Source organism: Streptococcus mitis (assembly GCF_001074635.1).
GTDB classification, from domain to species: Bacteria; Bacillota; Bacilli; order Lactobacillales; family Streptococcaceae; genus Streptococcus; species Streptococcus mitis_E.
On sequence record NZ_JUQO01000192.1, the window covers coordinates 47,437 to 62,697 of the forward strand.

Here is a 15,261-nt window from a genome sequence, read left to right on the forward strand (position 1 = left end):
GAAAGGAGCGAGTATGGAAGTAATACAATTATTGGCTATGTTTCGTGGAACAATTCCAAAAGATAGGGATAAAATGGCCCTATTTCTTCGTTATCAAGCGCAACATTTTGATGAGAAATGGCAGGATTTGGTAGAGAGTTTTTTGACTGAAGAGGGGAAGATAGAAGAGATACCTCATGTCTATTCGTTTGATCAAGATATTGTTTCTTTTCTAGAGGCCAGTTCTGAAAATAATGACCAAGATTTAGAAAGTTACACAAGAAATTTTGGACAAGCGGGTCTAAGTAAATTATCTCAATTAAGTAATTTTGAGAAAAACTTGGTGCTAGAAGTCGCAACCTATAATCTTTCCACTCGATTTTACATCCAATCTGAAAAAGAGAAGCTAACACCATTAAGTGAGCTTGTATTTCATCAGAATCAGGATGTCAATTTAGTCAATGTCTATCGGGTTGCGAATAATCTATCTGACCGTATTAGTAGAGATATAGAGGAATTTCTTCTAATGGTTGACTCAAAAGAGCTTAAAAAAGAAGTTCTTGAGATTCATTTTGAAGAAAAAGAGGGAGATGTTCTAGCTTATTTGGGTGCAGAATTGATGGCTACTTTAGATACCGTGACGGATCTTGTCCATCATGAAGAAAACTACACACAACTCCCACTGACACAAAAGCTAAAGATTATTACTCATTTTGATGAAGTAAAGGCTATAAGAGAAAAGTCTAAGCAAGTAGAGGAAGCAGTCTTACCTTTAGATAATATTGACCAGGTAGAAGAAAATGTGGAAGTTCATTCCCTATCTAAAGTAGATAAAATTGTAGAAGAAGTTTTGAAGAAATATCCAATCGGTTCACAAGTAAGTTATAAAGGACAAGTATTTCAATTGGTTTCTATTGAAAATGCCCAGTTAAATGACTTAGTTCGCCTAGAGCTATTCAATGATTCCAACCTGTTATTTGAAGAAAATCCTATCTTATACTTGAACAGTTTGGAAGAGATTGAACAAGTATTGTCTCTCGTAGAACTTGAAAAAGAAGATTCAGATATTGAGATTGATTCATCAAGTGAAAGTCAGGAAATAGATTTGTTTTCCTATCTGGAAGAAGAAAATGAAAAGGAAAAAGATAAGGAAACAGAAACGCTTATTGTAGGTATAGAAGAGACGGAAGTCCCCGTTCAAGATTTTGTTTTTCCAGATGATTTAGAGGGCTTTTACCCTAAGACAAATCGAGAAAAAATTGAAACAAATATCGCCGCAATTGAACTTGTTAAAAGATTAGAAAAAGAGGGACGACAAGCGAATCCAGAAGAACAAGAGCTACTAGCCAAGTATGTCGGCTGGGGTGGACTTGCCAATGAATTTTTCGATGAACTCAATCCAAAGTATGAAGCAGAACGTTTAACTCTCAAGAGCTTAGTAAGTAAATCAGAATACTCGACCATGAAACAAAGTTCTCTCACAGCCTATTATACAGACCCAATGATTATTCGCCAGATTTGGCAAAAATTACTGGCTGATGGTTTTGAAGGAGGAAGGATTTTAGATCCTTCTATGGGGACTGGGAACTTCTTTGCGGCGATGCCTAGAAGTATACGAGAGAGGTCAGAACTCTATGGAGTTGAATTAGACAGCGTGACAGGCGCAATCGCAAAACAACTCCACCCCAATACCCATATTGAAGTGCGAGGATTTGAAGAAGTTCCCTATCAAAATAATAGTTTTGATTTAGTCTTAACGAATGTTCCATTTGGAAATTTTCGCATTGCCGATAAAAACTATGATAAACCTTATATGATTCATGATTACTTTGTCAAACACTCACTTGATTTAGTAAGAGATGGAGGACAAGTTTCGATTATCTCTTCTATTGGCACAATGGATAAACGGACAGATAATGTCTTACAAGAGATTAAATCCAACACTCATTTTTTAGGGGGAGTTCGGTTGCCGGATACGGCTTTTAAAAAGATTGCAGGTACTCGAGTGACTACAGATCTCCTCTTCTTTCAAAAGGATCAAGCAAAGAATCTTAATGAAGAGGAACTTGTCTTTAGTGGCTCTATTCCCTTTGAGGAGGATAAGCGTGTCTGGATCAATCCTTATTTTGATGGGAAATACAATACACAAGTTTTGGGTCAATATGAGGTACGTAATTTTAATGGAGGAACCCTCAATGTTAAGGGGGTATCAGAAACATTAGCTACTGACATAATGAAAGCATTAGAGAATGTGGAAGCACCTAAACAAATTGACAATTCTTTGAAAGCACCTGTTTTTATCCAAGAAGAAGTGGATAATTCTATCCCAAGTCGTATACTTGAGGACTTAACGCTCTATTCTTTTGGATATGAGGGAAATCAAATTTATTACCGAGATACGCATGGCATTCGGAAAAGTTCAAAAGTAGACGAAATTAGTTATTATGTAGATGAGAAGGGAGAGTTTAAAGCTTGGGACAGTTCTTTGTCTGAACATAAAATAGACCGATTCGTGCAACTTCATTTGACAGATGAGGAAGCACTAGATGTTTATAAGTCAGAAGAAGCGAGTAAAAGAGGGAAATATAAGGGACTGTTCAAAAAAACTGTCTTTTATGAAAGTCCCTTATCGGATAAGGATATTAGTCGCATTAAGGGCATGGTTGATTTGAGAGAGACCTATCAATCCTTAATTGAAATTCAACGTCATCCAGATTATAGTCGGGCTGATTTTCAGGTGTTACTTAGTAAACTCAATCATGACTATGACCACTTTGTAAGTCAATTTGGATACTTGAATGCCTCAGTCAATCGGAACTTATTTGATAGTGACGATAAGTATTCTTTACTAGCAAGTTTAGAAGATGAATACATTGATTCTAAAGACCAGAAAGTAAAATATAAAAAATCTTTAGCTTTTGAGAAAGCATTGGTTAGGCCAGAGAGAGTGATTACAAGAGTATCAACGGCTTTAGATGCCTTAAATTCTAGTTTATCGGATGGTAGAGGGGTTGATTTAGACTATATGGTATCAATTTATCCCGAACATAGCCAAGCTGCTATTTTAGATGAGTTAGGAGACCAGGTTTTAATGGATCCAGAAAGCTATTTAAGAGGAGAAAGAAAATATCTTTCTAAGAACCAGTTTTTATCAGGAGATATTCTCAACAAGATAGAAGTAGTTCAACTGTTAGTGGAGGAAAACAATCAAGAATGTGACTGGTCCCATGCTTTAGATTTGTTAGAATCTGTTCGCCCTCCAAGGATTCATCTGGCAGATATTGAGTTTAAAATAGGGTCACGTTGGATTCCTCAATCCGTTTATGGTAAATTTGCCTTTGAATGTTTTACTAATCGTGAATTTGAATTGTCTTCGCCTGATGTTGAACAGGTCATTGAAGTGAATCCTGTCGATGGCCAGGTTCATTTAAGGACATCATTTGCTTATCGCTATCCAAGCGCCAAAGATAGTAGTCTTGGAGTTAGTGGGTCACGTTATGATACAGGAAGAAAGATTTTTGAGAATTTACTTAATTCGAACCAACCGACTATTACTATGACTGTTACGGAAGGAGAAAAGAAAAAGACCATCACAGATTTGGAAAAAACCTCTGTTCTAAGAGCAAAAGAGCAGCATTTACAAGAGCTCTTTCAAGAATTTGTCTCACGGTATCCCGAAGTCCAACAAGTCATTGAGGAAAGCTATAATCGTCTTTATAATCGGACGGTTAGTCGAGAGTATGACGGTAGCCATTTAGTCATTGATGGCTTGGCACAAAACATCAGTCTTCGTCCTCACCAAGAGAATGCCATTCAAAGAATCGTAGAAGAAAAAAGAGCCTTATTAGCTCATGAGGTAGGTTCAGGAAAGACCTTGACCATGCTTGGTGCTGGGTTTAAATTAAAGGAGTTGGGGATGGTTCATAAGCCCTTGTATGTGGTGCCCTCTAGTTTGTCTGCTCAATTTGGCCAAGAAATCATGAAATTTTTCCCTACTAAAAAGGTCTTTGTGACCACTAAGAAAGATTTTGTGAAGGCGAGAAGAAAACAATTTGTTTCTCGTATTATTACAGGAGATTACGATGCCATTGTCATTGGGGATTCTCAATTTGAAAAAATCCCTGTCAGTAAGGAAAGACAGATGAATTATATCGAGGATAAACTCAATGAACTACGAGAGATTAAAACACATTCTGAAAATAAGTATACCGTTAAAGAAGCAGAGCAATCAATAAGTGGTCTAGAGAAACAATTGGAAGAACTGCAACGCTTTAATCGTGATAGTTTTATTGATTTTGAGAACTTAGGAATTGATTTTCTCTTTGTGGATGAAGCACATCACTTTAAAAATATTCGTCCGATTACGGGACTTGGAAATGTAGCAGGGATTACCAATACAACTTCTAAGAAGAACGTGGATATGGAAATGAAGGTTCGACAGATTCAAGAAGAACATGATTTTAAAAATATTGTCTTTGCGACAGGAACACCCGTTTCCAATTCTATTAGTGAGTTGTATACTATGATGAACTATATTCAACCAGATATCTTAAAACGCTATCAGGTTGATTATTTTGACTCTTGGGTAGGTGCTTTTGGAGAAATTCAAAACTCTATGGAATTAGCTCCTACAGGGGATAAGTATCAGCCTAAGAAACGATTTAAAAAGTTTGTCAATCTACCTGAGTTGATGAAAATCTATAAAGAAACAGCTGACATTCAAACACAAGATATGTTGGATTTACCTGTTCCAGAAGCTCATATTATCCCTATTGAGAGTGAGTTAACTGAAAACCAGAAACTCTATCTAGAAGAATTAGTTATGAGGTCAGATATGGTCAAATGTGGAACAGTTGATCCGAGCCAAGATAACATGTTAAAGATAACAGGTGAGGCACGAAAATTAGCGATTGATATGCGTTTATTGGACTCTAGTTATAGTCTAGCAGACAATCATAAACTGCTTCAGGTAGTGGATAATGTTGAGAGAATTTATCGTGAAGGAATGAAAAATAAGGCTACTCAGATGATTTTTTCAGATATTGGAACACCTAAGAAAAAGGATAATGGCTTTGATGTTTATTCTGAAATAAAGGCTTTATTAGTTGATAGAGGAGTCCCTAGTAAGGAAATTGCCTTTGTACATGATGCCAATAGTGATGAAAAAAAGAATAGTTTGTCTCGAAAGGTCAATGCAGGAGAGGTGCGGATTCTCCTTGCGTCAACTGAAAAAGGGGGAACAGGTTTAAATGTTCAGAGCAAGATGAAAGCAGTTCACCATCTGGATGTACCGTGGAGACCAAGTGACATTCAGCAACGCAATGGACGTATTATCCGACAGGGAAATGAAAACAAGGAAGTGGATATTTACCACTACATTACCAAAGGTTCATTTGATAATTATCTATGGGCAACTCAGGAGAACAAACTTCGTTATATTAAGCAGATTATGACTTCTAAGGAGCCGATTCGTGCTGCAGAAGATATTGATGAGCAGACCATGACAGCTTCTGATTTTAAGGCACTAGCAACAGGTAATCCTTATCTCAAATATAAGATGGAACTAGAGAATGATCTAACTCTATTAGAAAATCAAAGACGCGCCTTTCAACGCAGCAAGGATCACTATCGTCATACACTCTCTTACTGTGAAGAAAATATGCCCATTCTTGAGAAACGATTAAGCAAATATGAAGGAGACATTCAACAGTCTGAAATGTCGAAAGACCAGGCATTTTCTATGACGGTAGGCAAGCAAGTTTTTGAGCAACGAGCTGAAGCAGGGGAATCCTTACACCGTCTTATCCGTCATAATCAAGGTGACAGCAAAGAATTCCGAACCCTAGCAAGTTATCGAGGATTTGACATTAAAATGCTTAGTCTTGCAACAAATCAACCTCTTCCTGAAACCTTCTCTGTTAAGATTGTAGGAGAAAACCAATATTCTGTCAGTTTAGATTTGTATTCTCCTTTGGGGACAATTCAAAGGCTTCAGCATACGATTGATCATATTAAAGAGGACCAAGTGAAAACTCAGAACTTATTGGATGAATTAAAGGATAAATGGACTACTGCTAAAGTTGAAATTGAGAAAAATTTTCCAAAGGAAGAGGATTATCAAACTAAAAAGGCCGAATACGATGTACTCGCGCCATTGATTGAAACAGAAACGGATTTAGATATTATTGATCAGGCCTTAAGACAATTCCACGAAAAAGGAAAAGAAAAGCAAGAACAACTTTCTTTTGAATTGGATTAAAAAATAGATATAAATAGCGGACAAGAAAAGAAAAGCGCGGTAAAATAAAGATAGAAAGAAACGAGGTAACGATTATGATGGAAGATACCTATTATCAATTAGAAGAGGCCTTGGTACAGGGGTTTCAAACACCTGAAGAATACCAAGTTTACAAGGAACTAAAGGAACATTATGAGGAAGTGACAGGGGACTACAGTTTTTCTATACGAGAACTCACTAGCCAATTGGAAATCGCTCTTCAGAATCATCGAGGTGTGGACTTTGAAGAACATGAAAAAGAGGAGTATTTGGACTTAGTTCAAAAATTAGAAGAGTTTGATTCCTCTCTTGCCACCCATTATCGTCAATTGATTGACTAGAAAGGAGAAATTCATGAATGGTTTACTCCTTGTCCCAGTAATTTTTTTAGCAGTAGGAGGAATTCTCATTCTTTTATGGAGACTCTTTCTTATTGCCAGTGGACTTTTCCTGATTGGTTTTGTCAGTTTTCTTATTTTCGTGGAGGTCTATGGAATTTATCTTCTCTTTACAGAAACTGAACTTTACACGGCAGATTTAGCTCAAAATGGATTATTTGGTTTTACGACTTTCTTTATCATCTTTAATTTAGTTTTACTTGCTTTAGCATGCTGGGCAGGATACAAGTGGAAGAGGGGATATTAACAAAAGTGGAGAAAACGACATTAGTTTCTCTCCACTTTTATGTTTCTAATTAATTGGTAATTATAACTTATTACGATCGAAGTCACCTATCCTTATCTTTCAAAAAATGGTCAATTTTAGCCATCAAGAGCTTGTGCTCGTATATTTTACAAATATCACGAGCCTGTAAATAATAGTCAAGAATTTCATCGTGCTTTAAAAAATCTTTTCCGGCATTTGCAACGATAGTTAAAAGAGGTGCTAGCTGATAGCTGGTCTCTTTTTGTTTACAAAAATCAATGGTTTCTAAGGCTTCTTGGACAGCTTCTAACTCCTTACCTTTAGAGTGTAAATAATAGGCAAAATTATGTTTAACTCGAATATAACCAAATAAATACTCTTGGTGATTTAAATCTTTTTCCTGATACAAACTGATAAGAAGTGAGTTATTTTCTTCATATTCTGCATCACGTCCTACAGAAAAATAAAAATTAGATAAAGTATTGAGAAGTTTAAGATACACAGATGAGCTGACCGAAAGCTTTGGCAAAGCGTTTTCTAGATTGGCGATAGCTTCATCTTTGGAACTATGTAAGTAGAAAAGGATAATCGCTTGAATCCATAGAAGATAAAATTCATCCTCAGTAGATAGATACTGAGACTTTTCTTTTTCTAAGTTTAAGAGGTATTCTAAAGCCTCGTAATTACGATCTTCAAGTAATTTTTCTGCTAATTTCTTAAACGGTGTTATATTGGAAGTCATTTCAATCTGTTCATCGAAAAAATAATCTAAGGGGACTTGAAGCCGATTTGCAAGTTTATAGAGTAAATCAGCAGCAGGCATATAGTTGCCACGTTCTATTTTGCTGATTTGACTTTGCTCACAAATTCCTTCAGAAAGTGTTTTTTGTGAGAAACCTTTTTCTTTTCTCTTGGATTTTAGTTTATCAGATAATATGGTCATCTCTAACCCTCTTTAAATAAATTTAAGATTAATTATATACTTTTAATCTCTATTTTTCAACTTTCTAATGCAAAAATAGTCATAAAAAAATAAAACAAAAAAAAAATGATAAAAAGAATTGTTTTTTATTGACAAATAATATTTAAAGTAGTACACTTACAAGTGTAAAGATAAGAAAAAGGTGGTTAATATGAGTATTTTAGCAAAGTTTCGTAAAATCATTTTTATGTTGTCCTTTTTAGGATTGTTTGGAAGCGGTTTCTTTTACAAAGAACCTGTAAATCAATCACAATATATCTGGGAATCGAGAATTATACAACAAGCTGCAACAACTAAAGAAGTTGATCTGGGACTGGCGGATTGATTTGTTAAACTTTTTGTGAAGTAACATTTATACAATGGATCATGCCACAGATTGAAGGGGTTAAAGGGAGCTTGTAAGTTTGATATACCCTATTACCCTCTCATATAACTAACTAGTTATACAGGAACTACTTTATTATATCTCTTAATGTGGGTGTACGAATGTTCGGAGGAGAAAAATGAGAAATCCAGTAATACAGACATTTAATTTATCAAAATCCTATGATGGGAAAATTGTCTTAGATAGGATAGATTTTACATTAAGACAGGGAGAAATCTATGGCTTACTAGGAAGAAATGGTACTGGTAAGACAACCTTTATCAAGGCTATTTTAGGCTTGACAGCTATGGATAGTGGTGAAGTGAATATTCTATCTGAAAAACTGTTAGGTGAATTTTCTAAGGATTTGCTATCTCAAATCGGTGTGGTATTGGACAGTGCTTCTTTTTATCCTAATTTAACGGGACCTGAAAATCTCTCTATTTTTGCAAGATTGAGAGGAATTTCGCTAAAACAGGTAGAGCAAGCTTTACAAGTAGTAGGATTAGATGGGGAAAATAAAAAACTATTCAAGCAGTATTCTCTGGGAATGAAGCAAAGGTTAGCAATTGCTAACGCTATTATGCACCAGCCGAAAATTCTGATATTAGATGAACCAACAAATGGTTTGGATCCTATTGGTATCCTTGAAATGCGCCGTTATCTAAAGGAACTCAGTACCAATCATGGCATTTCGATTTTAATATCCAGTCACATTATTTCAGAACTTGAAAAGCTTGTAGATAGAGTTGGGATACTGCATGATGCCCACCTTATGGCTGAAAAGACTATGCAGGAATTAATAGATGGTGCAGATAAAAGGAAAATCCACCTAATTGTTTCGGATGCTCCTCAAGCTAAGGAAGTGCTTTGCAGGATAAATCTGCAAGAACAGATTAGTATTCTTTCGGATATAGAACTTGAACTTCAGGGAGAATCACCTACTTTTGACATTGCAGTCGTATCTAACTCCTTAAAAGATAACGGAATAGTTCTAAAAGAATATTCTTATAAAAACAATGAAAGTTTAGAGGATTACTTTAAGCGGATAACAGGAGGTGAGGGAATTGCTTGATTTAGTGAAGATTGAATTTCTCAAACAAAGGCATCAAAAACTGAATTTTGTCGTATATGGTGTTGTTTCCCTCTACCTAGCTCTCATCTGTTATTACGTAAATGATGCGAGAGGATTGTTTGACTCCTTTCCCTTTGTCTATAAATTTTCTTTGTCTTATTTAAACTTTTTGATTCTCCCTTTGTATTGTGTTTCCTATACAATACAGGCATTTGGTGTAGAATATCGCTATCGCATCATGAACAACTTGAAACTCGCTTCAGCAAATCTAATGAAGACATTCTGGGCTAAGATTTTGTATATAGAAATCAACGCTCTGTGTATCATGTTATTCACCTATATTTCGGTTTCCTTATTCGCACTACTATCCCGCTTTTCTTCGACAGTCAGTTTGTCTTTATTATTAAGATTCTTCTATCTTTGTATGAGTAGTGGTATCTTAATTCCCATGGGAGTATTTCCTTTAGTTGCTTTGGTCATGATAAAAGTCAGAGGCAAGGAGATAGTTGGGAATTTGGTCGGTGTCATGTATGTTTTAGTGTCATTTTTTTTAGCAAGGACGAGTCCAAATATCAGTCCAGTAACAAGTGCTAACAGTTTAATCTGGGAAGGAAACAGAGAAGGAGTGGTACTTCAACAGCCAGCTATCTTATCGATTATTGTACTAGGTTTATCTTTACTTGTTTTGTCTTTCTTGTCCATTAAATCTTGGTTAAGAAAGGTGGATGAATAAATGTTGATGCTAGAATTTACTAAACTAAGAAGACGAAAGATACTGTATATGATTCCCTTTGTAGCCATCCTGCTCTTTTTGTTAGAGTTTATGATTGGTCATCAGATTTATCAAGGGCATTCGTACGGTAGTGTGAATGGCTGGTATGTAGAAAATGGTTTCTTCTTTTTGAACTACTATTTTCTCCTCCCTTTTGCGAGCATGATTTTAGTGGATTTGATAAGAATAGAACAAGTGTCTAAAACGATTTCAAATCTCAGACTGATTCCTGTCGATTTGAAACAATTACTCCAAGCGAAGTTTATGCTTGCTTTGTTGATTAATCTACTAGTCAGTGAATTCACTTTTTTGGCTATGCTAGTCCTAGAGTTAATGGATGGTGATTTTGCTTTCTCTAGTCTTACAATGTTATCTTGGGGACTTGTTTATGGAGCAATTGCTTTTGCTTATACACTGTCTGCTGGTATTATTGTCCTCTTCTTAGGAAAATATCGGAAGGAACTTATCCTTGCCCTGCCACTTGCCTTTTTATTGTCATTTGCAGGTTTGTTTGCTTTAACAACGGTTGTTGGGCGGTATTATCTGGCAAATTTACTACTAATCATCCTGGAGGAATTCACTGTTTTAACAGTTTCTGTATATGCCATATGGCTGATTACCTTGGTGGCATGTCTCCTTTATTTGTTGGCAGATAAACGCATGATGAACATTATTTTTGCTTATAAATGACTGTAATCATAACTTTCAGAGTTATAATTACAGCGGATTTAAATATTTGTTACTGGTATCTCTTTTGAATTTTTTAATCCCAAAGGTTTGAGGTGTCACTATATTTAATAAGAGAAATCAGTAACTAGAAAGGGATTAAACAATTATGTCTGATTGGAAAAAACCTATTTACGAATCACTAAGTACAGAAGGTAATCCAGCTGGGGATATCTTGCGTGAACTTAGCGATAGCGAGATGGATCAAACTATGGCTGGCGGAACAGCTAGATCTTATTGTGCATGTTATTCAGGAGAGAATTCTTGTGGTCGTGGTTGTACTATCACCACAGAGTGTCCTTTCTTAACATTCATTTGTTGTTAATAGATTAATTCTATTGAATCTTTGGGATAGGTGACACCTAAAAGTAGGATGTCACCTGTTGTTTTATATTTAGGAGTTGAAAATGAATCGAAAATTAAACATAACAGATTTTAAAGATGCTTCTTATTTCTCTGAAAGAAAAATTTCTAGTCATGATTTAGGGGATGGTTTGAAATCAAGAAAAAGAAAAGAGTATTGGGATAATTTTATTGGAGAAGGTTCTAATGAATTTTGGGAATATTTACAAGAAAAAAATGATTTTTCTAAACATGATTTAGATATTTTTTTGGAAGAACATACATATGATGTGAAAGATATAGATTCATTTTCACATATGAACGAATTTATAGAGTTCTTTTTTAAGAGAAATGATTATACATTACCAGAGTTTTATATAGTTGACAGTGAGGGAAAACGAAAACCTATTTTCAGTAATTTTGTCATACCATTTTTGAAATTTGCTGCCTATAAACTTGAAGATAATTTGAGTAGTCAGAATTTGAAAGTCACTAGAGACGTCTTGAATAGTTTATTAATTGCGTTATTCCAACAAATTTTGAATATTTCTTACAGAACATTGATATTAGAATTACAAGTTCTGAAAGAACAAAATATGTTAAAAGGTGAAACTGGAGAAAAAAGATTTAAATATTTTTCAGAAATATACTTATCGGACCATTTTTGGGATATATTAAAAGAATATCCTGTTATGTTTCGATTGATTATTGAAAATATTCAAAATTGGGTTACTAATAATGTAGAATTTTTAACAAACCTAAAAGAAGATAAAGCATTATTACAGGAACATTTTTCTATCAATGGGGAGTTAACAAAGATTGAATCTGGTGTGTCAGATTTTCATAATCATGGAAAATCAGTATATCTCCTTTGGTTTGGAACAAATAAGTTAGTATATAAACCAAGAGATTTAATATTGGATGTGAAGTTTCAAAACTTGCTTAGCTGGTACAACCTGAAATTCAATAAAAATCTCTATGTAACAAATATTTTGAATCGTGGAAATTATGGATGGGTAGAGTACATAGAACACTTACCATGCACATATGAATCTGATTTTATTCAGTTTTATACACATCTAGGATACTTGTTATTCTTATTATTTGCTATGAGGGGAAACGATATTCATTTTGAAAATATCATAGCTAATGGTAATAGACCAGTTCTTGTCGATATTGAAACATTATTTCATAATACAACGGAATACAGAAAGGAATACGAAACGGCAGATAAACTAATATTCTCTTTATTAGAAAAATCTGTGAAAAGAGTAGGTATTTTACCTAATATAGTTTGGGGTAAAGATGGGAACTCTGGGGTGGATATTAGCGGTCTGAGTTCAAGCGCAGGAGAGATGATTCCGATTGAACGTGCAAGTATCATGCATAGTATGACGGATGAAATGAAAATTGGTTATGAACAATCCGCATTGCAAAGTAAAGATAATCAGCCTTTTATTCTATCGGGCAAGGATGTTGATTTGAATTCATATAAAAATTACGTTTCTGCTGGCTTTAAAGAAGCTTATGAAATTATTTCAAAAGATCCTTCATCAATAGAAGAGTTTCTGGTTGAGATAGAAAAATTTAATAATGCGTATTCTAGACAAATAATGAGGCCCACACAATTTTATTCTAATTTAATACAAACATCTTATCATCCTAGTTTTTTAAGGAGTGGTCTAGATAGGGAAATGTTATTTTCAAAAGTTTGGAAAATTGTTTTTGAGGATAAAAAAGTACAAAGAATAGCTAGTTCAGAATTCGAATCATTATTATTGGGTGATATTCCATTATTTCAGACAAAAATATCTGATAGATTCTTATGTTCTGAACTAACGAAATATCAAAATTTCTTTAATATTTCAGGAATAGAATTAGCAATTCAACAAATAAGAGACTTTTGTCAGAAGGATATGGAATTTCAGTTAAATTTGATTGAAACAACTTTGAATTACGATCCTTCGTATAATTTAGTTCAGGATTCTTTTGTGCCTCTAAAACCATCTGTAAAAGTGATACATAATTTAAATGAGAAAGAAATACAAGAAACAAAAAGTAGAATTGTACCTCTAACAGAAAAAATTGCTGACTATTTATCTAAAATTTCATATAGTGGTACTTCAGGAGATATATGCTGGGTAGACATGAACATACTGGGAGAGAAAACGAATGATTGGAATATGGTTCCAATCGGATGTGATCTGTATAATGGTATATCAGGTATTATGTTATTCTATTTATTCTTATATTTGGAGACCAAGAAAAAAGATTATCTCATATACTTGAAAAAATGTTACCGATCTCTCAAGTATTATTTAGATTCAAGAAAGCAATTTGCTACTCACTCTCAGGTACTGTTTGGAGGTTTTTCTGGAGAGACCCCTATTATATATGTATTATTGTTACTGAAGACAAGGATGCCTGAACACTTTAATTCTGATGAACTAGATGTTTATATCTATGATATTATTGATGATTTAAAAAAAGGGTATAGATATGATGAAAATTTTGATGTTCTTGTAGGTTCTGCTGGTGCGATTATACATTTGCTAAATGTATTTGAAGTTACTAGAGACGAAGAACTCTTGATATTAGCGCATGATTTATTTAGTCATTTAGAAAAAAATTCTACAAAAATTACTGTTGAAGGGCAAGATGGAAGAGCATGGAAAGGAACGATGGCTTCCAATCCTTTAGCGGGTTTTGCACACGGAGTTTCAGGAATTGTGTGGGCGTTGTCAAAACTTAGTAGATATTTCCCAGAAGATAAAAAGCTTAAAACTATAATTAAACAAGGTATAATTTTTGAAAATTCTATGTTTGATACTGAAAAATCTAATTGGTCAGATTATAGAGAAACAGAAAGTGGTATCAAATATAAAGATATTGTTGAAAATATTCCTGTTTCATGGTGTCATGGTGCTCCGGGGATACTTATAAGTAGATTAGAATTGTATAAAAATAATACATTAAATATAGAGTTTCGAAAAACAATGAAATCTGATATGGATGTAGCTATTGATACAACAATAAAATATGGTTTTGGAAAAAGCCACTGTCTATGCCATGGAGACTTAGGGAATCTAAACATTCTATTTTATGTTGCTAAGAAAACGAACTCTGAGCATTTATACAGCGTAGTTTACTCCTATCTTAATACGATTCTTGATGATTTAGAATCAGAAAATTGGAAATGCGGTCTTCCGTATAAGAATTCTCCAAGTCTAATGAGTGGAATAGCTGGAATAGGATTAGGCTTACTAACTTTGAATAATTTATCAATTCCTTCTGTAATTAATCTAGAAATTTGGTGATTCAAATTGAAAAAGGTAAAATTCATACAACAATTATCTGATACCAGTTGTGGTTTAGCATGCATGGCAATGATTTTAGATTATTATGGGCATGAGGCAAACTTATATGAATTATGCTGTGATTTTGAGAATTCAAGGGATGGATTATCCATTAGAGATATTAAAAATATAGCTTCTTATTTTGGATTGGATTCAAAGGCGTCTGAGATTTTAAATGTTAAAACATTTTTGGGGAACAAAATTGTAGAACCCTATATAGCTTTAACTAGTAATGCTCATTATATTGTAGTGGAAAAACATAATGAGCATAGTGTAGTATTCATCGATCCAGAACAAGGTAGAATAACAGAAGATATATCAAACTTTGCAAATAATATATCTGGTATTGTAATTTTCTTCTCACCAAATAGGAAATTCACTAAAAAAAAGAAGCATAATAATTTTTTTAAAATATTGAAGATAGGTAAAATTGATATTAAAAGGCTATGTTATATTTCTTTAATATCAATTTTGGTACAGAGTCTCACCTTATTATTACCTTTGCTAACAAGGTTTATTATTGATAATGTAATTAGCAAAGGAGAAATGTATCATTTAGGGATGCTTATTTCAGTTTTTTCCTTAATTATATTTTATGCGTTATTTAGCTTCATACGAACTAAATTAATCATTATAGTTGAGAAGAGATACATATTTACATTAAAAGATAAAATTGTTGGCAAAATTTTCACTCTACCTATGAAATTTTTTGATAGTAGATCTTCAGGTGAAATTGTAACTCG

11 protein-coding genes are annotated in these 15,261 nt (G+C 34.0%); 10 read left to right on the forward strand and 1 reads right to left on the reverse strand.

The genetic code is table 11. From position 1 onward, the window contains the following. Nucleotides 1-13 precede the first annotated feature (13 nt). The 3 genes from ADI58_RS07990 (at nucleotide 14) to ADI58_RS08000 (ending at nucleotide 6,901) form a co-directional block, all read left to right on the forward strand. Nucleotides 14-6,238: a DEAD/DEAH box helicase family protein gene (locus ADI58_RS07990; protein ID WP_193390591.1), complete on the forward strand. Its 6,225-nt coding sequence runs from the start codon at nucleotides 14-16 to the stop codon at nucleotides 6,236-6,238. 74 nt (nucleotides 6,239-6,312) lie between these two features. After that, on the forward strand, nucleotides 6,313-6,597 hold the full coding sequence (locus ADI58_RS07995; protein WP_049522128.1) for a DUF5962 family protein: 285 nt from the start codon (nucleotides 6,313-6,315) through the stop codon (nucleotides 6,595-6,597). A gap of 13 nt (nucleotides 6,598-6,610) precedes the next feature. After that, a complete protein-coding gene (locus ADI58_RS08000) occupies nucleotides 6,611-6,901 on the forward strand; it encodes a DUF5966 family protein (protein ID WP_049522130.1) in 291 nt (96 codons plus the stop codon). 82 nt (nucleotides 6,902-6,983) lie between these two features. Here ADI58_RS08000 and ADI58_RS08005 read toward each other — a convergent pair whose 3' ends face one another. Then, entirely contained in the window at nucleotides 6,984-7,844 is an 861-nt protein-coding gene (locus ADI58_RS08005) for a helix-turn-helix domain-containing protein (protein ID WP_049474982.1), read from the reverse strand. Nucleotides 7,845-8,034: 190 nt separating this feature from the next. Here ADI58_RS08005 and ADI58_RS11405 point away from each other — a divergent pair, with 190 nt between their 5' ends. The 7 genes from ADI58_RS11405 to ADI58_RS08040 form a co-directional block, all read left to right on the forward strand. Next, nucleotides 8,035-8,208 carry a hypothetical protein gene (locus tag ADI58_RS11405; RefSeq protein ID WP_049474981.1) on the forward strand — a complete coding sequence of 58 codons (174 nt, stop codon included), beginning with the start codon at nucleotides 8,035-8,037 and terminating at the stop codon, nucleotides 8,206-8,208. A gap of 178 nt (nucleotides 8,209-8,386) precedes the next feature. Continuing rightward, complete coding sequence (locus ADI58_RS08015) at nucleotides 8,387-9,322, forward strand: ABC transporter ATP-binding protein (RefSeq protein ID WP_049474980.1); 936 nt, start codon at nucleotides 8,387-8,389, stop codon at nucleotides 9,320-9,322. After that, complete coding sequence (locus ADI58_RS08020) at nucleotides 9,306-10,055, forward strand: ABC transporter permease (RefSeq protein ID WP_239683532.1); 750 nt, start codon at nucleotides 9,306-9,308, stop codon at nucleotides 10,053-10,055. Before ADI58_RS08015 ends, ADI58_RS08020 begins: the two co-directional genes overlap by 17 nt. 6 nt (nucleotides 10,056-10,061) lie before the next feature. After that, nucleotides 10,062-10,784, forward strand: coding sequence for an ABC transporter permease (locus ADI58_RS08025; protein ID WP_239683533.1), 723 nt, complete (start codon nucleotides 10,062-10,064; stop codon nucleotides 10,782-10,784). Between the two features lie 145 nt (nucleotides 10,785-10,929). Continuing rightward, nucleotides 10,930-11,145 (forward strand): plantaricin C family lantibiotic, encoded by a 216-nt coding sequence (locus tag ADI58_RS08030; protein ID WP_049522134.1) that lies wholly within the window; start codon nucleotides 10,930-10,932, stop codon nucleotides 11,143-11,145. Between the two features lie 82 nt (nucleotides 11,146-11,227). Further along, nucleotides 11,228-14,479, forward strand: a complete 3,252-nt coding sequence (locus ADI58_RS08035) for a type 2 lanthipeptide synthetase LanM family protein (protein ID WP_049522135.1) — start codon at nucleotides 11,228-11,230, stop codon at nucleotides 14,477-14,479. Nucleotides 14,480-14,485: 6 nt separating this feature from the next. Further along, nucleotides 14,486-15,261, forward strand: a 776-nt coding sequence (locus ADI58_RS08040) for a cysteine peptidase family C39 domain-containing protein (protein ID WP_049522136.1), incomplete at its 3' end; no start/stop codon positions are given.

Bases quoted from the DNA above. Each gene is read 5' to 3' on its own strand.
- ADI58_RS08025 (WP_239683533.1), top strand. From the start codon at position 10,062: ATGCTAGAATTTACTAAACTAAGAAGACGAAAGATACTGTATATGATT.
- ADI58_RS08035 (WP_049522135.1), top strand. From the start codon at position 11,228: ATGAATCGAAAATTAAACATAACAGATTTTAAAGATGCTTCTTATTTC.
- ADI58_RS07995 (WP_049522128.1), top strand. From the start codon at position 6,313: ATGATGGAAGATACCTATTATCAATTAGAAGAGGCCTTGGTACAGGGG.
- ADI58_RS08005 (WP_049474982.1), bottom strand. From the start codon at position 7,844: ATGACCATATTATCTGATAAACTAAAATCCAAGAGAAAAGAAAAAGGT.
- ADI58_RS07990 (WP_193390591.1), top strand. From the start codon at position 14: ATGGAAGTAATACAATTATTGGCTATGTTTCGTGGAACAATTCCAAAA.
- ADI58_RS11405 (WP_049474981.1), top strand. From the start codon at position 8,035: ATGAGTATTTTAGCAAAGTTTCGTAAAATCATTTTTATGTTGTCCTTT.
- ADI58_RS08030 (WP_049522134.1), top strand. From the start codon at position 10,930: ATGTCTGATTGGAAAAAACCTATTTACGAATCACTAAGTACAGAAGGT.
- ADI58_RS08015 (WP_049474980.1), top strand. From the start codon at position 8,387: ATGAGAAATCCAGTAATACAGACATTTAATTTATCAAAATCCTATGAT.
- ADI58_RS08000 (WP_049522130.1), top strand. From the start codon at position 6,611: ATGAATGGTTTACTCCTTGTCCCAGTAATTTTTTTAGCAGTAGGAGGA.